This is a genomic window from Azohydromonas sediminis (genome assembly GCF_003574675.1).
Lineage (GTDB): Bacteria > Pseudomonadota > Gammaproteobacteria > Burkholderiales > Burkholderiaceae_C > Calidifontimicrobium > Calidifontimicrobium sediminis.
Map to the genome: position 1 here is coordinate 89,624 of NZ_QOAZ01000009.1, position 23,767 is coordinate 113,390.

17 protein-coding genes, 1 pseudogene and 1 riboswitch are annotated in these 23,767 nt (G+C 72.6%); of the genes and pseudogenes, 14 read left to right on the plus strand and 4 right to left on the minus strand.

Annotated features, from left to right (window positions below; genetic code table 11):
- The first annotated feature begins 61 nt into the window (after positions 1 to 61).
- Positions 62 to 475, plus strand: a complete 414-nt coding sequence (locus DRV96_RS07330; RefSeq protein WP_119289405.1) for a VOC family protein — start codon at positions 62 to 64, stop codon at positions 473 to 475.
- Here DRV96_RS07330 and DRV96_RS07335 read toward each other — a convergent pair.
- The gene (locus DRV96_RS07335; RefSeq protein WP_119289407.1) at positions 463 to 1,422 is read right to left on the minus strand and encodes a fumarylacetoacetate hydrolase family protein; all 960 of its coding nucleotides are present in this window, start codon (positions 1,420 to 1,422) and stop codon (positions 463 to 465) included. The two genes, DRV96_RS07330 and DRV96_RS07335, sit on opposite strands and share 13 nt — an antisense overlap.
- Between DRV96_RS07335 and DRV96_RS07340 the strand changes: the two genes are divergently transcribed.
- The 4 genes and pseudogenes from DRV96_RS07340 (at position 1,421) to DRV96_RS07355 (ending at position 5,823) form a co-directional block, all read left to right on the plus strand.
- Positions 1,421 to 2,695: a DUF3108 domain-containing protein gene (locus DRV96_RS07340; protein ID WP_119289409.1), complete on the plus strand. Its 1,275-nt coding sequence runs from the start codon at positions 1,421 to 1,423 to the stop codon at positions 2,693 to 2,695. The two genes, DRV96_RS07335 and DRV96_RS07340, sit on opposite strands and share 2 nt — an antisense overlap.
- Positions 2,696 to 2,807: 112 nt before the next feature.
- Entirely contained in the window at positions 2,808 to 3,080 is a 273-nt protein-coding gene (locus DRV96_RS07345) for a BTH_I0359 family protein (RefSeq protein WP_119289411.1), read from the plus strand.
- A gap of 75 nt (positions 3,081 to 3,155) precedes the next feature.
- Positions 3,156 to 4,508 (plus strand): annotated as a pseudogene (locus tag DRV96_RS18840) (putative bifunctional diguanylate cyclase/phosphodiesterase); the annotation flags it as partial.
- Positions 4,509 to 4,761: 253 nt separating this feature from the next.
- Complete coding sequence (locus tag DRV96_RS07355; RefSeq protein WP_119289413.1) at positions 4,762 to 5,823, plus strand: homocysteine S-methyltransferase family protein; 1,062 nt, start codon at positions 4,762 to 4,764, stop codon at positions 5,821 to 5,823.
- Here DRV96_RS07355 and DRV96_RS07360 read toward each other — a convergent pair.
- Complete coding sequence (locus tag DRV96_RS07360; RefSeq protein WP_119289416.1) at positions 5,789 to 6,301, minus strand: OmpA family protein; 513 nt, start codon at positions 6,299 to 6,301, stop codon at positions 5,789 to 5,791. The two genes, DRV96_RS07355 and DRV96_RS07360, sit on opposite strands and share 35 nt — an antisense overlap.
- Before the next feature lie 125 nt (positions 6,302 to 6,426).
- Positions 6,427 to 6,535, plus strand: a riboswitch (S-adenosyl-L-homocysteine riboswitch).
- 114 nt (positions 6,536 to 6,649) lie between these two features.
- Here DRV96_RS07360 and metH point away from each other — a divergent pair.
- The 3 genes from metH to DRV96_RS07375 all read left to right on the plus strand — a co-directional run bounded on the left by metH (position 6,650) and on the right by DRV96_RS07375 (position 12,864).
- Positions 6,650 to 9,361: a methionine synthase gene (gene metH / locus DRV96_RS07365; protein ID WP_119289418.1), complete on the plus strand. Its 2,712-nt coding sequence runs from the start codon at positions 6,650 to 6,652 to the stop codon at positions 9,359 to 9,361.
- 237 nt (positions 9,362 to 9,598) lie between these two features.
- Positions 9,599 to 11,296 (plus strand): DUF1800 domain-containing protein, encoded by a 1,698-nt coding sequence (locus tag DRV96_RS07370; protein ID WP_119289467.1) that lies wholly within the window; start codon positions 9,599 to 9,601, stop codon positions 11,294 to 11,296.
- Positions 11,293 to 12,864 carry a DUF1501 domain-containing protein gene (locus tag DRV96_RS07375; RefSeq protein ID WP_119289420.1) on the plus strand — a complete coding sequence of 524 codons (1,572 nt, stop codon included), beginning with the start codon at positions 11,293 to 11,295 and terminating at the stop codon, positions 12,862 to 12,864. The genes DRV96_RS07370 and DRV96_RS07375 overlap by 4 nt, the downstream gene beginning before the upstream one ends.
- A 41-nt stretch (positions 12,865 to 12,905) precedes the next feature.
- On the opposite strand, the gene DRV96_RS07380 is transcribed toward DRV96_RS07375, so the two are convergent.
- Positions 12,906 to 14,432 (minus strand): YifB family Mg chelatase-like AAA ATPase, encoded by a 1,527-nt coding sequence (locus DRV96_RS07380; RefSeq protein ID WP_119289422.1) that lies wholly within the window; start codon positions 14,430 to 14,432, stop codon positions 12,906 to 12,908.
- A gap of 358 nt (positions 14,433 to 14,790) precedes the next feature.
- Here DRV96_RS07380 and glnK point away from each other — a divergent pair, with 358 nt between their 5' ends.
- Both glnK and DRV96_RS07390 read left to right on the plus strand, forming a co-directional pair.
- Positions 14,791 to 15,129, plus strand: coding sequence for a P-II family nitrogen regulator (glnK, locus tag DRV96_RS07385; RefSeq protein WP_119289424.1), 339 nt, complete (start codon positions 14,791 to 14,793; stop codon positions 15,127 to 15,129).
- A 29-nt stretch (positions 15,130 to 15,158) separates the two neighbouring features.
- On the plus strand, positions 15,159 to 16,547 hold the full coding sequence (locus tag DRV96_RS07390) for an ammonium transporter (protein WP_119289427.1): 1,389 nt from the start codon (positions 15,159 to 15,161) through the stop codon (positions 16,545 to 16,547).
- A gap of 89 nt (positions 16,548 to 16,636) precedes the next feature.
- Here the strand turns inward: DRV96_RS07390 and DRV96_RS07395 are convergent, their stop codons facing one another.
- The gene (locus DRV96_RS07395; protein WP_419187039.1) at positions 16,637 to 17,290 is read right to left on the minus strand and encodes a helix-turn-helix domain-containing protein; all 654 of its coding nucleotides are present in this window, start codon (positions 17,288 to 17,290) and stop codon (positions 16,637 to 16,639) included.
- A gap of 98 nt (positions 17,291 to 17,388) precedes the next feature.
- On the opposite strand from DRV96_RS07395, the gene DRV96_RS07400 reads away from it, so the two are divergent.
- From DRV96_RS07400 to glnT, 4 genes are read left to right on the plus strand one after another with little or no spacing between them, the layout of a single operon-like run.
- Entirely contained in the window at positions 17,389 to 18,633 is a 1,245-nt protein-coding gene (locus tag DRV96_RS07400) for an FAD-dependent oxidoreductase (protein WP_119289429.1), read from the plus strand.
- 3 nt (positions 18,634 to 18,636) lie between these two features.
- Positions 18,637 to 18,906: a sarcosine oxidase subunit delta gene (locus tag DRV96_RS07405; protein ID WP_119289431.1), complete on the plus strand. Its 270-nt coding sequence runs from the start codon at positions 18,637 to 18,639 to the stop codon at positions 18,904 to 18,906.
- On the plus strand, positions 18,903 to 22,430 hold the full coding sequence (locus DRV96_RS07410; protein WP_119289433.1) for a 2Fe-2S iron-sulfur cluster-binding protein: 3,528 nt from the start codon (positions 18,903 to 18,905) through the stop codon (positions 22,428 to 22,430). The genes DRV96_RS07405 and DRV96_RS07410 overlap by 4 nt, the downstream gene beginning before the upstream one ends.
- Positions 22,420 to 23,754, plus strand: a complete 1,335-nt coding sequence (gene glnT / locus DRV96_RS07415; RefSeq protein ID WP_119289435.1) for a type III glutamate--ammonia ligase — start codon at positions 22,420 to 22,422, stop codon at positions 23,752 to 23,754. The genes DRV96_RS07410 and glnT overlap by 11 nt, the downstream gene beginning before the upstream one ends.
- Positions 23,755 to 23,767: the final 13 nt, after the last annotated feature.

The following is a 23,767-nucleotide window of genomic DNA, read 5'->3' on the forward strand; positions in this document are numbered from 1 at the left end:
GGACGCGCGCCACTGCAGTCGCCCGGGCACGTCCATGCCACGGACCGCACAAGCCCCACCGATGCGCAGCCTGTTCCACCTCGCTTACCACGTGACCGACCTCGACGCCGCGCGCGCCTTCTACGGCGGCGTGCTCGGCTGCCGCGAAGGCCGCAGCACCGCGACCTGGGTCGACTTCGACTTCTTCGGCCACCAGCTGTCGCTGCACCTGGGCGCGCCGTTTGTGACCGCCGACACCGGCCGCGTCGGCGACCACTGGGTGCCGATGCCGCACCTGGGCGTCGTGCTCGAGCTGCCCGACTGGCAGGCGCTCGCGCGGCGGCTTGAGGCGGCCGGCGTCGACTTCGTGCTGCCGCCGCAGGTGCGCTTCGAGGGCCAGCCGGGCGAGCAGTGGACGATGTTCTTCCGCGACCCGTCGGGCAACCCGATCGAGGTCAAGGGCTTCCGCTCGCTCGACGCCGTCTACGCGACGTAGGCGGCCACCGTCTGCTCGATCGCGCCGAACACCGAAACGCCGTCGGTGCCGGGCACGTCGACGCGCACCGTGTCGCCGAAGCGCAGGTAGTCGGTGCGCGGCGCGCCGTGCTCGAGCACTTCGAGCGCGCGCTGCTCGGCGACGCACGCGAAGCCGCTGCCTGCGTCGTCGACGCTCGCGGCGCCGGCGCCGACGATGCTGCCGGCGCGCAGCGCGCGCGTGCGCGCGACCTGCGCGATCAGGCGGCCGAAGTCGAACGCCAGGCCCGCGGCCGCGTCAACGCGGCCGAAGCGGCGGCCGTTGAGGTCGACGTGGATCCCGAGTCGCACGCGGCCGCCGTCCCATGCCGCACCGAGTTCGTCGGGCGTCACGGCCACCGGCGCGAAGGCGCCGGCCGGCGGCAGCAGAGCGGGGTCGGCGTGGCGCAGCGTCCAGTCGAGCGACAGCAGCACGAGCCGCACGCCGTCGAGCGCCTGCGCCGGCGTCGCGCCGGCCGCGACGTCGCCGGTGACGACGGCCAGCCCCGCCTCGAAGTCGATGCCCGCGTCCGCGTCGGCGAAGCGCGGCGTCGCGCGCGGGCCCAGCAGCGCGTCGCTGGCGCGCTGCTCGAGCCGGGGCACCTCGTGCAGGTCGGCCGGGACTTCGGCGCCGCGCGCGCGCCGCAGGCGCTCGACGTGGCTCGGGTACGCCGCCGCGTCGACCCACTGCGGCGCGCGCGGCAGCGGCGCGAGGCAGCGCTGCGGCTCGAACGCGAACGCGTGCCTCGCCTTGCCGCCGTTGAGCGTCGCGTACAGGTCCTCGAGCTGCGGCGAGACGAAGTTCCAGTCGTCGAGCACCTGCTGCAGGCGCGTCGCGATGCCGGTCGCAAAATGGGCCTGTGCGAGATCGCGCGAGACGACGACCAACTGGCCGTCGCGCGAACCGTCGTGGTAGGTGGCTAGCTTCATGATCGATCCTGCGGACAACCGCGCCATTGTCGGCGCCGGCCGAGCCGCTGCCGCGCGCGCTCGCTGGCAGCGGCGCAGCGCGGTCGTCGCCGTCGCGGCCGCCGTGCTCGGGCTGCATGTCGGCGCGCTGCAGGGCTGGCCGGTGGCGCGGCGCGTCGACGCCGGCGCATCCGCCGCGGCGACGGCGCCCGCGACGCTCGAAGTGCGCGCGATGCGTGCGCCGCCGGACGCGCCGGCCGTCGTCGCCGCCGCGATGGCCGAGCCGGCCGTCGCGGTGCCGGCTGTTGCGGCGGCGCTGCCGCCCGTGGCCGAACGCCCGGTGCCCCGGCGGGCGAACGCCGACGCGGGGCACGAGCGGCTGCCGACGCCGCCAGCCGGGCCGGCCACGCCGACGCTGGCGCTGCCGGTGGTCGAGGCGCCGCCGCCGTCGCCCGCGCCGCAGGGCGAAGTCGGCGACGCCGCCGATGCGCCGCGCGACGCCGACGCGGCAGCGGCGCCCGTGGGCGCGGCCCTGCGGGCGCCCGACGGTGCGGCGGTCGCCGTTGCGCAGGTGTTGGCCGCGGGTACCCCGGCGAGGCCGGCGGTCGTGGCGCCATCGCCCGACGTGCCGGTCTACGCGACGCGGCTGCCGCCGCCGGTGCGCTGGGCGTACCGGCTGCGCCGCGGCATCGTCAGCGGGACCGCGGTGCTCGACTGGCAGCGCCGCGACGACGGCTACCGGCTGTCGCTCGACGGCAGCGTCGCCGGCGTGCCGCTGTTCGAGTGGGTCAGCACCGGGCGCATCGACGCCCACGGCATCGCGCCGGACCGGCTCGTGATGCGCCAGGTCGGCAGCGGCGCCCGCGCGGCCAACTTCCGGCGCGACACCGGGGTGATCACGTACTCCGCCCGCGAGGTCGAGCACCCGCTGTGGCCGGGCGCGCAGGACCGGCTGAGCTGGCTCGTGCAGGCCACCGGCATCGTCGCCGCCGCGCCGGAGAAGTTCTCCACCCCCGGCGCGCAGATCGCGTACCAGGTCACCGGCGTGCGCGGCGACGTCGCCGTCTGGCGGCTCGACGCCGTGGGCGTGCAGACGGTCGAGGTGGCCGGCGAGCGCGTGCAGGCGGTGCTGCTGCGCCGCGAGCCGCTCAAGCCGTTCGACACCCGCGGCGAGCTGTGGCTCGACCCGCAGCGCCATTACCTGCCGGTGCGGCTGACGCTGAGCACGATCGGCCGCGCCGGCGAAGTCGTCGACTCGCTGACGCTGGAGCTCGAATCGACCACGGTGCGCTGACGGCGCCGCCGCCGCCCGTGCGCCGGGCACCCTCCCGGCCTCGAACCCGGGCTTGAATCTTGCTGCGGCGCGCTCATCTGCGGGTTGAGGTTCTGACGCAGGACACACCGCCATGCACATGCTCTACAACTCCGACCACTTCGCTGTCGTGCAGTTCGAGGTGCCGGCCGACGCGGGCAGCGACGGCGGCGCTGCGACGGCGCGCGGCGGCTACGAGATCGTCGACAAGTCGGCGCGGCGCGAGATCTTCCTCGAGGGCGCGATGGCACGCAGCTTCCGCGAAGGCGTGCAGGCGCTGATCGAAAGCCAGCCGTCGGAAGACGAGATCGACGCCTTCCTCTCGCGCTACACCGAACTCGCGCAGCAGCCCGTCGTGCTGCACTGATCGCCGCGGCTGACCCGCCCCGGCCGCGCTTTTCGGGCCGCTGGCCGGGCGCCGGCGCCGCGACACTCGGCGGCGATGGCGGCTTGGGTGAACGAGATCGGTCTCGGCGCGGGCAGCGCGGTGTCGCTGGCCGCGCTGCTCGTCGTCGTGCTGCTCGTCGTCGTGCTCGTGTCCCATGTGCGCGGGCGCCGGCGCGCGCAGGAGACGGCGGCACTCGCCGCGTCGCTGCAGCAGGCGCACGACGAACTGCAGCGCGTCGCGTTCCGTGACGCGCTGACCGGGCTGCCGAACCGGGTGCACTTCGAGCAGCGGCTGCGGCAGTCGACGGCGCAGCCGCGAGCCGGCGAGCGGCGCTGCGCCGTGCTTTTCATCGACCTCGACGACTTCGCCTCGGTCAACGACAGCCTCGGCCATGCGGTGGGCGACGAGGTGCTGCGCGAGGTGGGCCGCCGGCTGCAGGCCCTGGCCGGCGGCGGCGTCGACGCCGCACGCATCGGCGGCGACTCGTTCGTGCTACGCGTCGACGGCGGCCGCGATGCCGCGGCCGCGCTCGCGCGGCGTGTCGTCGCGGCGATGCAGCAGCCCTTCGTCGTCGACGGCCGCGAGGCGCACCTGACCTGCTCGGTGGGGATCGCCGTGTACCCCGAGCACGGCGAAGGCGCACGCCTGATCACGCATGCCGACGCGGCGATGGCGGCCGCGAAGCGCTCGGGCGGCGCGGGCCATGCGTTCTTTGCGCCAGCGCCGCGCGACCCGGGTGCGGTCGAGCGCCTGGGTCTGCTGGCCGACCTGCGCCACGCGATCGCACGCGGCGAGCTGACGCTGCTGTACCAGCCGAAGATCGACGCCCACAGCGGGCAGGTCACGGCGGCCGAGGCGCTGCTGCGCTGGGACCACCCGACGCGCGGCCTCGTGCCGCCGGCGGTGTTCGTGCCGCTGGCCGAGCGCTACGGGCTGATCGGCACTCTCGGTGCGTGGGTCATTGACGACGCCTGCCGCCAGGCGCGCGCGTGGCGCGACGCCGGGCTGCGCATGCGCGTGGCGGTGAACCTCTCGGCGCTTCAGCTGCGCGACGACACCCTCGTCGACCGCCTGCTCGAAGCGCTGCAGCGCCACGGCGTGCGACCGAAACAGCTGACCTGCGAGATCACCGAGACGGTGGCGATGTCCGACACGGCGGCCGCGCGCCGCACCTTCGAGCGCCTCGGCGCGGCCGGGATCCACGTCTCGATCGACGACTTCGGCACCGGCCACTCGAGCCTGGCGTACCTGCGCCAGCTGCCGGTCGAGGAGCTGAAGATCGACCGCGGCTTCGTCGCCGACCTCGCGCACAGCGACGACGCGCGCGCGATCGTCGAGGCCGTGCTGCAGATGGCGCACGCGCTCGGACTGAGAGTCGTCGCCGAAGGCGTCGAGGACGAGGTGCAGCGCGACCTGCTCGTGCAAATGGGCTGCGACGAGCTGCAGGGCTACTTCTTCGCGCGCCCGATGCCGGCCGAGGCGCTGACGCGCTGGGCGCTCGGGGGGGGCGGCGGCGCACACGGCGCACGCGCCGCTCGAGTTCCGCCCGTCGCTGTTCGCGCCGTCGGTGCACGCCGAACTCTGAGACGGCGCGGCGGCGGCCGTGGTGGCAGGCCGTCCCCGCACCGGCCGCCGCACGCCGGCTTTCTAGAATGGGCGCATGAAGACCCTGGCCTACACGCGCGGTGCGGCGCTGCCGGCGCTGCTCGCGCAGCGCATCGTGATCATCGATGGCGCGATGGGCACGATGATCCAGAGCCATGCGCTCGGCGAGGCCGAGTTCCGCGGCGATCGCTTCGCCGACCATCCGGTCGACCTGAAGGGCAACAACGACCTGCTCGTGCTCACGAGGCCCGCGCTCGTGCGCGAGATCCACGACGCCTACCTGGCCGCCGGTGCCGACATCATCGAGACGAACACCTTCGGCGCGACCGCGATCGCGCAGGCCGACTACGCACTGGCTCACCTCGCCCGCGAGATGAACGTCGCCGCGGCACGTCTGGCGCGCGCGGCCGCCGACGCGGCGGCCACACCGGCGTGGCCGCGCTTCGTCGCCGGCGCGCTGGGCCCGACGCCGAAGACGGCGAGCATCAGCCCCGACGTCAACGACCCCGGCGCGCGCAACGTCACGTTCGACGAGCTGCGCGCCGCGTACCGCGAGCAGGCCGAGGGGCTGCTCGAAGGTGGCGTCGACCTGTTCCTGATCGAGACCGTGTTCGACACGCTCAACGCGAAGGCCGCGATCTTCGCGCTCGACGAGCTGATGGAAGACACCGGCGAGCGGCTGCCGGTGATCGTCAGCGGCACCGTGACCGACGCGTCGGGGCGCATCCTGTCGGGGCAGACGGTGGGCGCGTTCTGGCACTCGGTGCGGCACGCACGCCCGCTCGCGGTGGGGCTGAACTGCGCGCTCGGCGCGGCGCTGATGCGCCCGTACATCGAGGAGCTCGGCAAGGTCGCGGCCGACACCTGGATCAGCTGCTACCCCAACGCCGGGCTGCCGAACCCGATGAGCGAGACCGGCTTCGACGAGACGCCCGAGGTCACCGCCGCGCTGATGGAAGACTTCGCGCGCAGCGGGCTGCTCAACATCGCCGGCGGCTGCTGCGGCACGACGCCTCAGCACATCGCGGCGATCCGCGCAAAGGTCGGCGCCTACCGGCCGCGCTCGCGGCGCGACCCGCTGTTCACGGCGCTGGTCGACCCGCAGGCGGCGGTCTGACCGCGGCGAGTTCGGCGCCGAGCAGCACGCGCCCGGGCGGCGCGGCCGTGCCCGCGTGCACGCGCGTCGGCGCGATGCCGGCGCGCGCAAGCCGCACGCGCACCTGCGCCGTGCGCCGGTCGGCGAGCACGGCCCCGCCGGCATCGGGCGGCAGCCGCACGCGCAGCCGTGCCGAGGGCACGCGCGCGAGCGTCGTCGCGAGTTCGTCGAGCACCGTCGCCAGCGCCGGCTGCACGTCGACGCGGCCGGGCGCGAAGGCACGCGCCGCCGGCAGCTCGACCCACAGCGCGCCGTCGTCGTCGAGCACGACGAGCGCCGGCGTGCCGCCCAGCGCCTGCGCGAGGCGTCGCTGCTCGGCGTCGAGGCGGTCGGGCGCGGGCGGCGCGGCGGTCACCGGGTCGCTCGGCGGCACGCCGGCGCACCCGGGCAACCCCGCGATCACCACGGCCGCCAGTGCCAGCAGTCTGCTGCGTTGCATCCCGGCATTGGACGCCACGCGGGTGCGCGCGCCGCGCCGCGAGGGCGCATCGGACGGTAAGCCGCGTGACCGGAGGTAAGCCGGCGGCGCAGCGGGCCGCCCGGCGCGCTGGCTAGAATCGAATCCGTTCCGAGGAGCGTTGCGACGACCGGGCGGCACGGCCGCCGGTCGCCAGGCTCGGGACACCGCGTGCGGCGCGATGGCGCCCGCGGTCGGTAACGACGCTCACCCCACCGGCGCGCCGCCGGGCGGCGGTGAGCCGCAGGCGGTGCGGCGCTGCGAGCCGACGCGATGACCGCCACCTTGCCGAATCCGATTCCCGATCCCGCCGCGTCCACGGCGAGCGCGATGCCGCCGATGCGCCTGGCCGGTCTCGAGCCGGTCACGATCGGTGCCGGCTCGCTGTTCGTCAACATCGGCGAGCGCACCAACGTGACGGGCTCGAAGGCGTTCGCGCGGCTGATCCTCGGCGGCCAGTTCGAGCAGGCACTCGCGGTGGCGCGCCAGCAGGTCGAGAACGGCGCGCAGATCATCGACGTCAACATGGACGAGGCCATGCTCGACAGCAAGGCCGCGATGGTGCGTTTCCTCAACCTGATCGCCGCCGAGCCCGAGATCGCGCGCGTGCCGGTGATGATCGACAGCTCGAAGTGGGACGTCATCGAAGCCGGGCTGAAGTGCCTGCAGGGCAAGGGCATCGTCAACTCGATCTCGCTGAAGGAGGGCGAGGCCGAGTTCAAGCGCCAGGCGCGGCTGATCCGGCGCTACGGCGCGGCCACCGTCGTGATGGCGTTCGACGAACAGGGCCAGGCCGACACCTTCGCGCGCAAGATCGAGATCTGCCAGCGCGCCTACCGCATCCTGGTCGACGAGGTCGACTTCCCGCCCGAGGACATCGTCTTCGACCCGAACATCTTCGCGATCGCCACCGGCATCGAGGAGCACGACCGCTACGCGGTCGACTTCATCGAGGCGACGCGCTGGATCAAGGCGAACCTGCCCGGCGCCAAGGTCAGCGGCGGCGTCAGCAACGTCTCGTTCAGCTTCCGCGGCAACGAGCCGGTGCGCGAGGCGATCCACACCGTGTTCCTGTACCACGCGATCAAGGCCGGGCTCGACATGGGCATCGTCAACGCCGGGCAGATCGGCGTCTACGACGAGCTCGACCCGCAGCTGCGCGAGCGCGTCGAGGACGTCGTGCTCGCGCGCCGCGCCGACGCGACCGAGCGCCTGCTCGAGATCGCCGAGTCGTTCAAGGACCAGGGCAGGGACGACGGCGCGCGCCTGGCGTGGCGCGCGCTGCCGGTCGAGCAGCGGCTCAGCCACGCGCTGGTGCACGGCATCACCGACCACATCGCCGAGGACACGGAAGAGGCCTGGCGCGCGATCGAGGCGCGCGGCGGGCGGCCGCTGCACGTCATCGAAGGCCCGCTGATGGCGGGCATGAACATCGTCGGCGACCTGTTCGGGCAGGGCAAGATGTTCCTGCCGCAGGTCGTCAAGAGCGCGCGCGTGATGAAGCAGGCCGTCGCGCACCTGTTGCCCTACATCGAGGCCGAGAAGCAGGCCCTGATCGACGCCGGCGGCGAGGCCCGCCCGAAGGGCAAGATCGTGATCGCGACCGTCAAGGGCGACGTGCACGACATCGGCAAGAACATCGTCGCCGTCGTCCTGCAGTGCAACAACTTCGACGTCGTCAACATGGGCGTGATGGTGCCGTGTCAGGACATCCTCGCGCGCGCGAAAGTCGAGGGCGCCGACATCATCGGGCTGTCGGGGCTGATCACGCCGAGCCTCGAGGAGATGCAGCACGTCGCCGCCGAGATGCAGCGCGACGACTGGTTCCGGCTGCGCAAGATCCCGCTGCTGATCGGCGGCGCCACCACCAGCCGCGTGCACACGGCGGTCAAGATCGCGCCGCACTACGACGGGCCGGTGGTCTACGTGCCCGACGCGTCGCGCAGCGTCGGCGTGTGCGCCGATCTGCTGTCCGACGAGCGCGCGGCCAAGTTCATCGCCGAGCTCGAGGCCGACTACGCGCGCGTGCGCGAGCTGCACGCCGGCAAGAAGAAGACGCCGCTCGTCACGCTGGCGCAGGCGCGCGCGAACAAGACGCCGATCGACTGGACGGCCTACGTGCCGCCGAAGCCGAAGTTCCTCGGCCGGCGCGAGTTCCGCAACCAGGACCTGGCCGAACTGGCGCGCTACATCGACTGGACGCCGTTCTTCCAGACCTGGGACCTGGCCGGGCGCTTCCCGCAGATCCTGCGTGACGAGGTCGTCGGCGCCGAGGCCACGCGCGTCTATGCCGACGGCAAGCGCATGCTCGAGCGCCTCGTCAAGGGCCGCTGGCTGCAGGCGCACGGCGTCGTCGGCTTCTGGCCCGCGAACACCGTCGATGACGACACGATCGAGCTGTACGCCGACGAGTCGCGCGAGCAGGTGCTGCTGCGCTGGTCGCCGCTGCGCCAGCAAAGCGAGCGTCCGGTCGTCGACGGCGTGCCGCGTCCGAACCGCTGCCTGGCCGACTTCGTCGCGCCCAAGGGGGTGGCGCCCGACTACGTCGGCCTGTTCGCCGTGACCGCCGGCATCGGCGTCGACGCGAAAGCCGAACAGTTCGTGCGCGACCACGACGACTACGCGGCGATCATGCTCAAGGCGCTCGCGGACCGCCTCGCCGAGGCCTTCGCCGAGTGGCTGCACGAGCGCGTGCGGCGCGACCTGTGGGGCTACGCGGCCGACGAGCTGCTGACGCACGAAGAGCTGATCGCCGAGGCCTACCGCGGCATCCGTCCGGCGCCCGGCTACCCGGCCTGCCCCGACCACGCCGTCAAGCGCGGCATGTTCGAACTGCTGCAGGCCGAACGCATCGGCATGGGGCTCACCGAGAGTCTCGCGATGACGCCGGCGGCCAGCGTCAGCGGTTTCTACCTCGCGCATCCCGAGGCCGTCTACTTCAACGTCGGGCGCATCGGCGACGACCAGCTCGCCGACTGGGCCGCGCGCCAGCAGATCGCGCTGGCCGACGCGCGTCGGCTGCTCGCCCCCGTGCTGGACTGAGCCGCCGTCGCCCCCGGCGGCGCGGGTCGTGACGGATGCAACGCACCGCAACCGCGGTGACGGACGTGCACGGCGTCACGGACCCGGCCGGACCGCGTGCGAACAATCCGCGCCACGCGGGCGGGCCACCGGCGGTCTGCCCGTGCGCAGCGGGAGGATGCAGTGGACGTTGGCGTATCGTGGATCGCGATGCGGTGCCGGTTGGTGCGCGGCCTCACGGGCTTGGGCGTGGCCGCGATGCTGGCCGCCTGTGGCGGCGGCGGTGGCGGCGAGGACGCTCCGATCGCGAGCGACGCGCCGGCGACGCGTGAAGAAGCGGCGCGCTTCCTGACGCAGGCCACGTTCGGGCCGACGCAGGCCGACATCGAGCGCGTGATGCGCATCGGCTACGAGCGCTGGATCGACGAGCAGCTCGCGCGCGCGCCGTCGTCGCACCGCGCGCTGTGGGAGGCCGCCGACCGCGCACTCAAGGCGTCGGACCCGAACGCATCGGCCGGCCAGGAAGGCGTGCTCAACGCCTTCTGGCGCCACGCGGTCCACGGCGCCGACCAGTTGCGCCTGCGTCACGCCTACGCGCTGTCGCAGATCTTCGTGATCTCGATGGTCGACGGCACCGTGGGCGACAACCCGCGCGCGGTGGCGGCTTGGCTCGACATGCTCAACGAGCAGGGCGTGGGCACCTACCGCCAGCTGCTCGAGAGCGTCTCGCGCCACCCGATGATGGGCGTGTACCTGTCACACCTGCGCAACCAGAAGGCCAATCCCGCCACCGGCCGCGTGCCCGACGAGAACTATGCGCGCGAGGTGATGCAGCTGTTCTCGATCGGCATCGTCGAGCTGAACCCCGACGGCACCCCACGCACCGTCGGCGGCGCGCCGGTCGAGACCTACACGCCGGCCGACATCAGCGGCCTGGCCAAGGTCTTCACCGGCTGGAGCTGGGACTGCGTCGACACCAGCAACGGCTGCTTCTACAGCGGCACGGTCAACGGCCGGTCCGACCCCGACCGCAGCTTCAAGCCGATGAAGGGCTACGCGCAGTTCCACAGCACCGAGGCCAAGACCTTCCTCGGCACCACGATCGCCGCGCAGACCACCGCCGACCCGCAGGCGAGCCTGACGGCGGCGCTCGACGCGATCGCCAACCACCCCAACGTCGGTCCGTTCTTCGGCCGCCAGTTGATCCAGCGGCTGGTCACCAGCAACCCGAGTCCGCAGTACGTGCACGACGTCGCGCGCGTGTTCGCCGACAACGGCAAGGGCGTGCGCGGCGACCTGAAGGCGGTGCTCAAGGCGGTGCTGCTGCACCCCGAGGCGCGCACGATGTCCGACACCAGCGGCAAGGTGCGCGAGCCGGTGCTGCGTCTGTCGGCGTACCTGCGCGCGTTCCCGCACACGTCGGACACGGGCCGCTGGCGCGTCGGCAACACCGACAACCCGGGTTCGGCGCTCGGCCAGTCGCCGATGCGCGCGCCGTCGGTGTTCAACTTCTTCCGCCCGGGCTATGTGCCGCCCGGCACCTACGCCGCCGCCGCGGGCCTCGTCGTGCCCGAGATGCAGATCGCGCACGAGACGACGGCCGCCGGCTACGTGAACTTCATGCGCGACAACCTGTCGTCGGGCGTCGGCGTCTACAACGGCACCATCGACGGCGTGACCTACAACCGGCGCGACCTGCGGCCCGACTTCACGGCCGAACTGGCGCTGGCCGATCGGCCCGCGGCGCTCGTCGACCACGTCGTGGTCAAGCTGACCTACGGCACCGTCTCGCAGGCGTTGAAAGACACGATCCTCGAGGCGGTGGCGAGCATCGCGATCCCGGCGCCGACCTCGAACGGCAGCAACGCGTCGGCGATCGACACCGCCAAGCTCAACCGCGTGCGCGCGGCGATCCTGCTCGTGCTGGCCTCACCCGAGTTCCTGGTGCAACGATGAACAAGGTCCACGTCCGTACCCACGACCCATCGCGCCGCGCCTTCCTGCGCCAGGCCGGCGCGCTGTCGATGATGGCCGCCCGGGCGGCACCGCTGGCATTGAACCTGGCCGCGATCGGCCAGGCCTCGGCGCAGAGCGCGTCCGACTACCGCGCGCTGGTGTGCGTGTTCCTGTTCGGCGGCAACGACAGCTTCAACATGGTGCTGCCGACCGACACGGCGTCGTGGACCGCGTACACCGCCACGCGCAACCAGGCGCCCGACCCAATCGCGCTGCTGGCCCCGGGCGCGGCGGCGAATGCCTCGGCGGCAGCGGGTTCGCCGGCGCGGCTCGGCGGCGTGCTGCCGATCGGCCCGCTGAACCCGCAGGGGCGCACGTTCGCGCTGCACCCCCTGATGGGCGCGCTGCGCACGATGTTCGACACCGACCGCCGGCTCGCGATCGTGGCCAACGTCGGCCCGCTGATCGTGCCGACGACCAAGGCGCAGTACGCCCAGTCGAACCATCCGAAGCCCAAGCGGCTGTTCTCGCACAACGACCAGCAGAACACCTGGATGGCGTTCGAGCCCGAAGGCGCCACACGCGGTTGGGGCGGACGCATCGGCGATCTGCTCTACGCCTCGCACAACACGAACGCCGTGTTCACGTCGGTGTCGGCATCGGGCAACTCGGTGTGGCTCGCGGGCCAGCAGATCCAGCAGTACCAGGTCGGCAGCAATGGCGCGATCCGTCTCGGCACCGATGCGAACGGGCGCGTGTTCGGCTCAGCGGTGGTGGGCCACGCGCTTGCGCAGATCGCCGGCTCGGCGCGCGGCACGCATCTGTTCGAGATGGATATGGCCGCCGTCGCGCAGCGCTCGATGGCTGCCGAAGCCATGCTGCGCACGGCCCTCAAGCCGGCGAGCGACCCGCTGTTCGGCACGCCACCGGCCAGCGGCAACTACAGCGCCAGCAGCGACCCCAAGCTGCAGTACCCGAACCCGCTGAGCGGCACCAACAGCTTCAACGCGCTGGCGCAGCAGCTGCAGACGGTCGCGCGCATGATCGACGCCGGCATGGCCGGCGCGATCGGCGTGCGGCGCCAGGTGTTCTTCGTCAGCATGGGCGGTTTCGACACGCACGACCTGCAGAACCGCAACCACGCCGACCTGATGGCGCGCCTCGCGCACGCGCTGCGCTATTTCGACGACACGCTCGGCGCGATGGGCGCGCGCCACAACGTCACCACCTTCACCGCCACCGACTTTGGCCGCACGTTCACGAGCAACGGCGACGGCACCGACCACGGCTGGGGTTCGCACCAGTTCGTGATGGGCGGCGCGGTGCGCGGCGGCGACATTTACGGGCGCTTTCCGCAGATCGGCGTGAAGAATGCGAACAACAACCGGTTCGACAGCAGTCCAGACCAGTTGGACAACGGGTCGCTGTTGCCCGAGATCTCGGTGGACCAGTTTGCCGCCACGCTCGCGCGTTGGATGGGCGTCAGCGACGCCGACGCGCTGACGATCTTCCCGAACCTGGGCAACTTCGATCCGTCGGTGCGCAACCTCGGCTTCATGAACACCTGAACGGGCCGGCGGCGCGGCCGGCCGTGGTTGCCCGCGGATGCCTACGCCGCCGGCAGCGCACGCCGGTACTGCATCGCCTCGGCCAGGTGCGTCGCCGTCAGCCGCTCGTTGCCGGCGAGGTCGGCGATGGTGCGCGCCACCTTCAGCACGCGGTGCAGGCTGCGCCCCGACCAGCCCAGGCGCTGCGCCGCCTGTTGCGCGAAGCGCTGGGCGGTCTCGTCGAGCCGGCAGTGCCGTTCGAGGTCGGCCGCCTCGAGCAGCGTATTGGCTTTGCCCTGCCGCGCGAGCGCGCGCTCGCGTGCGGCGGCCACGCGAGCGGCGACGACGGCAGTGGGCTCGCCCTCGGGCTGCGCGAGCAGCTGCGCCGGCGCCACCGCTGGCACCTCGACCTGCAGGTCGATGCGGTCGAGCAGCGGCCCCGACAACCGCGCCTGGTAGCGCGCGACGACGTCGGGCGTGCAGCGGCACGTGCGCGGGCTCGCCACGGGGGCGCCGAGCCAGCCGCACGGGCACGGGTTCATCGCCGCGACGAGCTGGAAGCGCGCCGGGAACGTCGCCTGCCGCGCCGCGCGCGAGATCGTGATGCGGCCCGCCTCGAGTGGCTCGCGCAGCGCTTCGAGCGCCGAGCGGTTGAATTCGACGAGCTCGTCGAGGAACAGCACGCCGCCGTGCGCGAGCGAGATCTCGCCCGGTCGCGGCGGTGAGCCGCCGCCCACCAGCGCGACGGCGCTGGCCGAGTGGTGCGGCGCGCGCAGCGGACGCTGGCGCCAGCGGCGCACGTCGAAGCCTTCCGCCGACAGCCCCTGCAGCGCCGCGCTGCGCAGCGCCTCGTCGTCGTCCATCGGCGGCAGCAGCCCGGGCAGCCGCTGCGCGAGCATCGACTTGCCGCTGCCCGGCGGGCCGACCATCAGCACGCTGTGCGCGCCGGCCGCGGCGATCTCGAGCACGCGCTTCGCTGCGGCCTGGCCGCGCACGTCGCGCAGGTCGGGCGCGGGGGGTGCCGCAGCCGCAGGTGCGGCGGCGGCGCGCGGCAGCGGCACCGCGGCGTCGCCCGGCTGCAGCGCCGCGACGACGTCGAGCAGGTGCGACGCAGCGCGCACGTCGACGCCGCCCACCAGCGCCGCCTCGGCCGCGCTGGCCGCCGGCAGCACGAGCGTGCGTGGTGGCGCCGCGGCGCGCAGCCCGAGCGCGAGCGCGACGGCGCCGCGCACGGGACGCAGTTCGCCGGCCAGCGACAGCTCGCCGGCGAACTCCACGTCGCCCAGGCGCACCGCGTCAACCTGACCCGCGGCGGCCAGGATCCCGAGCGCGATCGGCAGGTCGAAGCGCCCGGACTCCTTTGGCAGGTCGGCCGGCGCGAGGTTGACCGTGACGCGCTTGTTGTGCGGGAAGCCGAGCCCGCTGTGGGTCAGCGCAGCGCGCACGCGCTCACGCGCCTCCTTGACCTCGGTGTCGGCCAACCCGACCAGCGTGAAGCTCGGCAGCCCGTTGGCCAGGTGCACCTCGACCTGCACTTCGGGTGCATCGAGCCCGTCGAGTGCGCGGCTGTGGACCACGGCCAGTGACATCCCGTCCTCCCTCCAGATCGCGCGCCACCGGCTGCCGACGACCGGGACACAAAGACAGACGCGCTGCGGCGCGCCGGCAGCGGCCAATCGCGCACCGAAAAAGTGCGTTTTTCGCCATTGCTCTCTTTCGGTGCGCGATCGTCGCGCCAAAGCGCTGATTCGGCGCCGGCGGCGCGATCGCGACGATGGCATGGAAGCTGCAGAACACGGGTGGCCATCCCCTAATTCATCGGAGAGACGCCCATGCAGAAGATTCCCCCCGCCTTAGCCGCCCCCGCCGTTGCCGCTGCCGTTCGCAGCCGGGCGACCTGACCCGGGCGGCGCCTGCGTCGTTTGCACTCACGAAAGGAACACCACCATGAAGATGGTCACCGCCATCGTCAAGCCGTTCAAGCTCGACGAAGTGCGTGAAGCCCTCAGCGCGATCGGCGTGCAGGGCATCACGGTGACGGAAGTCAAGGGCTTCGGCCGCCAGAAGGGTCACACCGAGCTGTACCGTGGCGCCGAGTACGTCGTCGACTTCCTGCCCAAGGTCAAGATCGAGGCGGCCGTCGACGACGCGCTGCTCGACCGCGTGATCGAGGCCATCGAGTCATCGGCGCGCACCGGCAAGATCGGCGACGGAAAGATCTTCGTCTCCACGCTTGAGCAGGTGGTGCGCATCCGCACCGGCGAGACCGGCAAGGACGCGCTGTGATCAGCGGCACAACACACCGAGACAATCCCATGAAGAAACTGTTTGCGATCCTCGCCCTCGGCTTGACGCTGCTGGGCTTTGCGGGCGTCTCTTTCGCCCAGGAGGCCGCGTCGGCGCCGGCTTCGGCCGTCGAGGCGGCCAGTGAAGCTGCCGCGCCGGCGGCCGAGGCGCCGGCGGCTGCGGCCGCGCCGACCGTCCACAAGGGCGACGTGGCCTGGATGCTCGTCTCGACGCTGCTCGTCGTGATGATGGTGCCGGGCCTGGCGCTGTTCTACGGCGGCCTCGTGCGCAGCAAGAACATGCTTTCGGTGCTGATGCAGGTGATGGTCGTGTTCTCGCTCGTCGTCGTGCTGTGGGCCGTCTACGGTTACAGCCTCGCGTTCGGCGGCGAGGGCCTGATCGTCGGTACCTTCGACAAGCTGTTCCTGTCGGGCGTGACTATGGACAGCCTCGCGGACACGTTCACCGACGAGTTCAAGCTGCCCGAGTTCGTGTTCATCGCGTTCCAGGCCACCTTCGCCGGCCTGACCTGCGCGCTGATCGTGGGCTCGTTCGCCGAGCGCATGAAATTCTCGGCGGTGCTGCTGTTCTCGGCGCTGTGGTTCACGTTCTGCTACATCCCGATCGCGCACATGGTCTGGGGTGCCGGCGGCTACCTGCTCGACAAGGGTGCGCTCGACTTCGCGGGCGGCACCGTGGTGCACATCAACGCCGGCATCGCCGGCCTGGTGGGCGCCTACGTGGTGGGCAAGCGCATCGGCTACGGCAAGGAGGCGATGCCGCCTCACTCGCTGCCGCTGACGATGCTCGGCGCCGCGCTGCTGTGGACCGGCTGGTTCGGCTTCAACGCAGGCTCGAACCTCGAGGCCACCGGCGGCGCCGCGCTGGCGACGCTGAACACGCTGTTCGCCACGGCGGCGGCGGTCGTGGCGTGGACGATCGGCGAAGCGCTCGGCAAGGGCAAGCCCTCGATGCTCGGTGCGGCGTCGGGTGCGGTGGCGGGGCTGGTGGGCATCACGCCGGCGGCCGGCATCGTCGGCCCGATGGGCGCGATCGTGATCGGCCTGGCGGCGGGCTTCATCTGCCTGTGGGGCGTCACCGGCCTCAAGCGCATGCTCGGCGCCGACGACTCGCTCGACGTGTTCGGCGTCCACGGCGTGGGCGGCATCGTCGGCGCGATCCTCACCGGCGTGTTTGCCGCGCCGTACCTGGGTGGCACCGGCGCCGAGGACTTCTCGATGTCCAGCCAGGTGCTGATCCAGGCCGAGGGCGTCATCATCACGATCGTCTGGTCGGCGGTGGTCGCGTTCGTCGCCTACAAGATCGTCGACATGGTGATCGGCCTGCGCGTCACCGAAGAAGAGGAGCGCGAGGGCCTGGATATCACGTCGCACGGCGAAACCGCGTACAACCGCTGATCGAGCGAATGGCCGCGCCGTGTGGCGCGGCCCGCGCGACGAAGGGGGGCCATGGCAGTGGCCCCTTTTTCATTCCCGGGGCGCCGCCCTCACTCGGCCGGGCTGTCGTAGACGATCACCGTCAGGAAGCGGATCGGCAGCTCGACGAGCCGCCCGGGGCCGTGCGGGATCTGGCCGCTGAAGGTCAGCGAGTCGCCCGGCTGCAGCAGGTACGTCTGGCGGCCGTGGCGGTACTCCATCGTGCCGGCGAGCATGTGGATGAACTCGGTGCCCGGGTGCTCGAAGTCGGGGAACGACTCGCTCGGGTCGTCGATCGAGATCAGGAACGGCTCGAAGCGCTTGCGCGGGCCGGGGTCGTAGGCAAGCAGGTGGTACGTGTGGCCGCTCGGCGTGCCGCGGCGCACCACCTCCATCCCCTGGCCGGCCTTGACGTGCTGCGCGCGGCCTTCGGGCACGTCCCAGTGCTTGAACAGGGCCGACATCGACACGCCGAGCGCCTGCGCGATGCGCGCGAGCGTATCCAGGCTCGCCGAGACGAGGCCGTTCTCGATCTTCGACAGCAGGCTGCGGCTCACCGCCGCGCGCTCGGCCACCTGCCCGAGCGTGAGCCGGTGCGCCAGCCGCTGCTCGCGCACCGCGTGACCGACGTAGCGGCCGAGCAGCGCGACGTCGGGCGAGGCCGATTCGGGCGTCGGCGCGACGTCCGGAGCGGCGGGGGGCGGTGGTGAGGCCGATCGGCGCACGGGGTTGTTGATTCAGTGGCACTCTTGTTGCTTACTATGCAACAGATTCGATTCCGGTGCACCATGCGGCAACACGCCGGGGGCACCGCCGCCACCCCATGCCGCTGGGCCTGCTGAAGTTCCTGCTGTCGCACGAGCATCCCGAGCCGCGGATGTTCACCGCGCACGAGCGCCTGAAGCCGAGCTACGACGTCGTGATCGTCGGCGCCGGCGGCCACGGCCTGGCCGCGGCGTACTACCTCGCACGCGACCACGGCATCACCAACGTGTGCGTGCTCGAGAAGGGCTACCTCGGCGGCGGCAACACCGGGCGCAACACGACGATCATCCGCTCGAACTACCTGACGCCCGAGGGCGTGAAGTTCTACGACGAGAGCGTGCGCCTGTGGCAGGACCTCTCCGAGGACTTCGACCTCAACCTGTTCTACAGCACGCGCGGCCACTACACGCTCGCGCACACCGATAGTGCGCTGCGCACCATGCGCTGGCGCGCCGAGGTCAACAAGCACCACGGCGTGGCGAGCGAAGTCGTCGGCCGCGACCACATCGCCGCGCACTGTCCGGGCATCGACCTCGACTGCGGCGGCACCGACCCGGTGCTCGGTGCGCTATACCACGCGCCCGGCGCGATCGCGCGCCACGACGCGGTGGCGTGGGGCTACGGGCGCGGCGCCGACCGCCGCGGCGTCGAGATCCACCAGCAGACCGAAGTGCTCGGCATCGACGTCGATGCCGCCGGGCGCGTCGCCGGCGTGCGCACGTCGCGCGGGACCATCGCCACGCGCACCGTGCTCAGCGCCGTCGCCGGCTCGACGCCGGGCCTGCTCGCGATGGTGGGCCTGAAGAGCCCGATCACCGTCCACCCGCTGCAGGCCATGGTCAGCGAGCCGATGAAGCCCTGGCTCGACCCGATCGTTGTATCCGGGTCGCTGCACATCTACGTGAGCCAGACGGCGCGCGGCGAGCTCGTGATGGGCGCCTCGCTCGACCCGTACGAGCTGCACGGCACGCGCTCGACGTTCGACTTCGTCGAGCACCTGAGCGCGTCCATGCTCGAGCTGTTCCCGTGCCTGTCGCACGTGAAGATCGTGCGCCAGTGGGCCGGCATGGCCGACATGACGCCCGACTTCGCGCCGGTGATGGGGCCCACGCCGGTCGAGGGCTTCTACCTCGACGCCGGCTGGGGCACCTGGGGCTTCAAGGCGACGCCGGTGTGCGGCAAGACGATGGCATGGACCGTGGCGCACGGCAAGGCGCACGAGCTGATCACCGGCTTCGCGTTCGACCGCTTCGCCCGCTACGAGCTCACCGGCGAGAAGGGCGCCGCGAGCGTGGGGCACTGAGCGATGAAGCTGCTGCGCTGTCCCGTCAATGGCGTCAGGCCGATCAGCGAGTTCGCCTACGGCGGCGAGGTGCGCGCGATGCTCGACCCCGACCGCGCGAGCGACGCCGAGTGGGCGTCGTACGTGTTCGACCGCAGCGGCGCGCCCGGCGTCAAGCGCGAGTGGTGGTACCACCTGCCCAGCGGCACGTGGTTCATCGCCGAGCGCGACGTCGCGCGCGACACCGTGCTCGGCACCTGGCTGCCGCACGAGGTGCCGGAGGCAATGCGGTGAAGCGACTGCCCCCGGTGCCCGGCGAGTGGATCGACCGCTCGCGGTCGGTGCACTTCATCTTCGACGGCCGCGCGTTCACCGGCTTTGCCGGCGATACCGTCACGAGCGCGCTGCTCGCCGCCGGCCAGACGCTGCTCGGGCGCAGCTTCAAATACCACCGCCCGCGCAGCGTGTGGGGCTACGCGAACACCGACGTCAACGTGCTGGTGCAGGTCGGCCAGCGGCTGAACGTGCGCGCCGACGTCGAGCCGCTCGTCGACGGCCTCGTCGCCGAGCCGGTCAACGTCGAGTTCGGCGGCCTCGCGGGCGACCGCCTCGCGTGGCTCGATCGTTTCGCGAAGGCCTTCCCGGCCGGCTTCTACTACAAGGCGTTCCACAGCAAGCGCTGGTTCCCGACCTGGGAGCGGCTGATCCGCCGCACGACGGGGCTCGGCCGGCTCGACCTCGCGACGCCGCGGATCTCCACGCCCAAGCGCTACGACCACACCGACGTGCTCGTCGTCGGCGGCGGCTGGTCGGGGCTGCAGGCGGCCCTTGCCGCGGCCGACGAAGGCGCACGGGTGCTGCTCGTCGACGAGAACGCTCGACTGGGCGGCAGCGCGTTCGACGCCCGCGCCGGCGGCCCCGGGCTCGCGGCGCTGCAGGCGCTGCTCGCGCAGGTCGCGGCGCACCCGCGCATTCGCACGCACGCCTCGGCGTTCGCCGCGGGTTTCTATGCCGATCACTGGGTGCCCGTCGTCACGCGCGAGCATGTCGTCAAGGTGCGCTGCGCGTCGCTCGTCGTCGCCCAGGGCGCCTGGGAGCAGCCGGCCGTGTTCCGCCACAACGACCGCCCCGGCGTGATGACGGCCGGCGCCGCGCTGCGGCTCGCGCACCGGCACGCGGTCGCGTGCGGCGAGCGCGCCGTCGTGCTCACGGCCAATCCCGAGGGCTACGCCGCCGCGCTCGACCTGCACGCGCTCGGTGTCGGCGTCGCGGCCGTCGTCGACCTGCGCGCCGCACCGGGGCCGCGCTCGGCGCCGTTCGCGCAGGCCGTGCGCGACGCCGGCATCCGCATCGTCACCGGCCACGCGGTCCAGGAAGCAATCGCCGGTGCCGACCCCCGCGTCGCCGCGGTGGTGCTGGCGCCGTTCCCGGGCGGCGCACCCGGCGAGCGGCTCGCCTGCGACACGGTGCTGACGAGCACCGGCTTCGCGCCGGCGGCGAGCCTGCTGTATCAGGCCGGCGCGCGGATGCGCTACGACGACGCCGTCGAGCAGTTCGTCCCCGCCGCGCTGCCCGACGGCGTGTTCGCGTGCGGCCGCGTCGCCGGCGCCTACGACCCCGACACGAAGACGGCGCAGGCGCGCGACGCCGGTGCGCGCGCTGCCGCGCACGCGCTCGGCCGCGGCGTGCCGGTGGCCGTGACCGTGCCGCCACCGGCCGAGCCGCCGTCGCACCCGTGGCCGATCGTCGAGCACCTGCAGGGCAAGAACTTCGTCGACTTCGACGAGGACCTGCAGGTCAAGGACCTGCGCATCGCCGTGCAGGAGGGCTTCGACAACGTCGAGCTGCTCAAGCGCTTCACGACCAACGGCATGGGCCCGAGCCAGGGCAAGCACAGCAACATGACGGCGTTGCGCGTGCTCGCGAAGGCGCTCGGTCGGCCCGTCGGCGAGGTCGGCACGACGACGGCGCGACCGCTGTACCACCCGGTGACTATGGCGCACCTGGGCGGGCGGCGCTTCCACCCGCAGCGCCGCACGCCGCTCGACGCCGAGCTCGACGCGCTCGGCGCGGTGTGGATGGGTGCCGGCGTCTGGCGCCGGCCGGCGTACTTCGCGCGCCCCGGGCTGTCGCGCGAGGCGTGCATCGTCGCCGAAGTGGCCGCGGTGCGCGAGCGCTGCGGGCTGATCGACGTCGGCACGCTTGGCAAGATCGAGGTGCGCGGGCCGCAGGCCGGCGAGCTGCTCGAGCGCCTGTACACCGGCCGCTTCGCCGCGATGAAGCCGGGCACGACGCGCTACGCGCTCGCGCTCGACGAGGCCGGCGTCGTGATCGACGACGGCGTCGTCGGCTGCCTCGCGCCCGATCACTTCTACGTCAGCACGACGACGTCAGCCGCGCCCACCGTCTACCGCGAGATGCAGCGCTGGAACGCCATCTGGCGTCTCGACGCGACGCTGGTGAACCTGACTGGGCACATGGCGGCGGTCTCGCTCGCCGGCCCGCAGGCGCCCGCGGTGCTGCAGCGTGTGCTCGACCTGCCGCTGGTCGACCTGCCGTACCTCGCGCTGCGCCGCGCCGGGTTCCGCCCCGGGCTCGGCCTCGACGGCGTCGAGGCGCGCGTGCTGCGCGTGGGTTTCGTCGGCGAGTGGGGCGTCGAACTGCACGTGCCGGCCGGCGCGGGCGCGGCGCTGTGGCGCGCGCTGACGGCCGCCGGCGCCGACCACGGCCTCGCGCCGTTCGGCGTCGAGGCGCAGCGCGTGCTGCGCCTCGAGAAGGGCCACCTGATCGTCGGCCAGGACACCGACGGGCTGACGACGCCGCTGGAGGCCGGCCTCGCGTGGGCGCTGAAGATGGACAAGCCCTTCTTCGTCGGCCAGCGCAGCCTGCGCATCGTGCAGGCGCGGCCGCGCAAGCAGGTGCTGGTCGGCTTCACGCTGCCGGCCGATGCGCCGGTGCCCGACGAGTGCCACCTCGTGATCCACGACGGCGCGATCGCCGGCCGGGTGACGAGCGTCGCGCGCAGCGCTGCGCTCGGCTGCACGGTCGGGCTGGCGTACGTGCCGCCGGCGCTCGCGGCGCCGGGCACGCCGATCACGATCCGCCTCACGGGCCCGAACCCGGCCGCGGCGCCGACCGTGACCGCCACCGTCGCGGCGCTGCCGTTCTACGACGCCGAGGGCCACCGCATGCGCGAGACCGTTGTGTCCAGGGCCGCGTCGGCACCGCCCGTCGTCGCATCCCCGCGCGGCGAGGCGCTCGCGCGGTGGCCGGCGATCGAGCCGTCGGCCTGCGTCGCGGTGACGCCGCTGGCCGGTGCGCGGCTCGGCTTCAAAGGGCCGCGCGCGATCGAGTTCGCGGCGACGCTGGCCGCGCTGCCGGCACCGAACCGCGTCGCCGAGCTGCCCGGCGGCGTGCAGCTGCTGCGGCTCGGGTCGGGCGAGTTCATGCTCGACGCGTCGGCGGCGGCCGACGACGGTGCGCTGCCGGCATGGGCCGCGCGCATCGCCGGCGCCGGCCCCGGCGTCCACGAGGTGATCCGCCAGGACGCGGCGCTGCTGCTGCACGGCCCGCGCGTGCGCGACCTGCTGCTGCAGGTCTGCGCCGTCGACCTCGCCGCGCCCGACGCACCCGCCGACGAGGTCGTGATGACGCAGGTGATCGGCGTGCCGGTCGTCGCGACGCGCCATCGCGTCGACGGCCACCTGGCCGTGCGCCTCGTCACCGACCCCACGTGGATGCCGTACCTGCGGCACGAGTTGTGCGTGATCGCCGCCGACGTCACGCGTGAAACCTCCGGAGGCCCCCATGAACCGTGAACAAGCCAAGGCCTGGTGCGCCGAGCGCGGCATCCGCTACCTGCTCGCGCAGTTCGTCGACATCCACGGCGCCGCGAAGGCCAAGGCGGTCCCGGTCGAGCACCTCGACATGGTGCTCGACGACGGTGCCGGCTTCGCCGGCTTCGCGCTGTGGGGGCTGGGCATGGGGCCGCACGGCCCCGACTACATGGCGCGCGGCGACCTCGCGTCGCTGGCGCCGATGCCGTGGATGCCGGGCTTCGCGCGGCTCGCGTGCGACGGCCACGTGAAGGGCGAGCCCTACGAATACTGCTCGCGCGTCGTGCTCAAGCGCGCGCTCGCCGCACTCGCCGACGAGGGCTACACGATGTACACCGGCATCGAGCCCGAGTTCATGCTGCTCAAGCGCGGCGCGGACGGCGCGCTCGCACCGGCCGACGACACCGACACGCTCGACAAGCCCTGCTACGACTACAAGGGCCTCGCGCGCAACGCGGCCTGCCTCGACGCGATGACGAGCGCGCTGCGCGAAGGCGGCCTCGACGTCTACCAGATCGACCACGAGGACGCCAACGGCCAGTTCGAGGTCAACTTCACCTACGCCGACGCGCTGACCACCGCCGACCGCCTCGTCTACCTGAAGATGGGCGTCAGCGAGATCGCGCGCGCGCACGGCATGGTCGCCACCTTCATGCCCAAGCCGTTCGCCGACCGCACCGGCACCGGTGCGCACTTCCACATCTCGCTCGGCAACGGCCAGGTGAAGAACCTGTTCCACGACGACGCCGACCCGCAGCGCATGGGACTGTCGAAGCTCGGCTACCACTTCCTCGCCGGGCTGCTCGCGCACGCGCAGGCGCTTGCCGCCGTCTGTGCGCCCACGGTCAACTCATACAAGCGCCTCGTCGTCGGGCGGTCGCTGTCGGGTGCGACGTGGGCGCCGGCGTACATCGCCTACGGTGACAACAACCGCACCGCGTGCGTGCGCATCCCGTACGGCCGCATCGAGATGCGTCTGGCCGACGGTTCGATGAACCCGTACCTGGCCACGGCGGCGATCCTCGCGGCCGGCATGGACGGCGTGCGCCGCCGGCTCGAGCCGGGGCGGCCGTGCAACGACAACCTGTACGAGTGCAGCGCCGACCAGCTGCGCGAACGCGGCATTGGCGTGCTGCCGCAGACGCTCGCCGACGCGATCACCGCGTTCGAGCGCGACGATGTCGTGCGCGGCGCCTTGGGCGACGCGCTGGCGGCCGAATTCATCCGCCTCAAGCGCATGGAATGGACCGAGTACTGCCGTCACGTCAGCGGGTGGGAGACCCGCCGCTACCTCGAATTCTTCTGATCCCCCGCGACAA

Bases quoted from the DNA above. Each gene is read 5' to 3' on its own strand.
- DRV96_RS07330 (WP_119289405.1), top strand. From the start codon at position 62: ATGCGCAGCCTGTTCCACCTCGCTTACCACGTGACCGACCTCGACGCC.
- DRV96_RS07340 (WP_119289409.1), top strand. From the start codon at position 1,421: ATGATCGATCCTGCGGACAACCGCGCCATTGTCGGCGCCGGCCGAGCC.
- DRV96_RS07335 (WP_119289407.1), bottom strand. From the start codon at position 1,422: ATGAAGCTAGCCACCTACCACGACGGTTCGCGCGACGGCCAGTTGGTC.
- DRV96_RS07345 (WP_119289411.1), top strand. From the start codon at position 2,808: ATGCACATGCTCTACAACTCCGACCACTTCGCTGTCGTGCAGTTCGAG.
- DRV96_RS07355 (WP_119289413.1), top strand. From the start codon at position 4,762: ATGAAGACCCTGGCCTACACGCGCGGTGCGGCGCTGCCGGCGCTGCTC.
- DRV96_RS07360 (WP_119289416.1), bottom strand. From the start codon at position 6,301: ATGCAACGCAGCAGACTGCTGGCACTGGCGGCCGTGGTGATCGCGGGG.
- metH (WP_119289418.1), top strand. From the start codon at position 6,650: ATGCCGCCGATGCGCCTGGCCGGTCTCGAGCCGGTCACGATCGGTGCC.
- DRV96_RS07370 (WP_119289467.1), top strand. From the start codon at position 9,599: ATGCTGGCCGCCTGTGGCGGCGGCGGTGGCGGCGAGGACGCTCCGATC.
- DRV96_RS07375 (WP_119289420.1), top strand. From the start codon at position 11,293: ATGAACAAGGTCCACGTCCGTACCCACGACCCATCGCGCCGCGCCTTC.
- DRV96_RS07380 (WP_119289422.1), bottom strand. From the start codon at position 14,432: ATGTCACTGGCCGTGGTCCACAGCCGCGCACTCGACGGGCTCGATGCA.
- glnK (WP_119289424.1), top strand. From the start codon at position 14,791: ATGAAGATGGTCACCGCCATCGTCAAGCCGTTCAAGCTCGACGAAGTG.
- DRV96_RS07390 (WP_119289427.1), top strand. From the start codon at position 15,159: ATGAAGAAACTGTTTGCGATCCTCGCCCTCGGCTTGACGCTGCTGGGC.
- DRV96_RS07400 (WP_119289429.1), top strand. From the start codon at position 17,389: ATGCCGCTGGGCCTGCTGAAGTTCCTGCTGTCGCACGAGCATCCCGAG.
- DRV96_RS07405 (WP_119289431.1), top strand. From the start codon at position 18,637: ATGAAGCTGCTGCGCTGTCCCGTCAATGGCGTCAGGCCGATCAGCGAG.
- glnT (WP_119289435.1), top strand. From the start codon at position 22,420: ATGAACCGTGAACAAGCCAAGGCCTGGTGCGCCGAGCGCGGCATCCGC.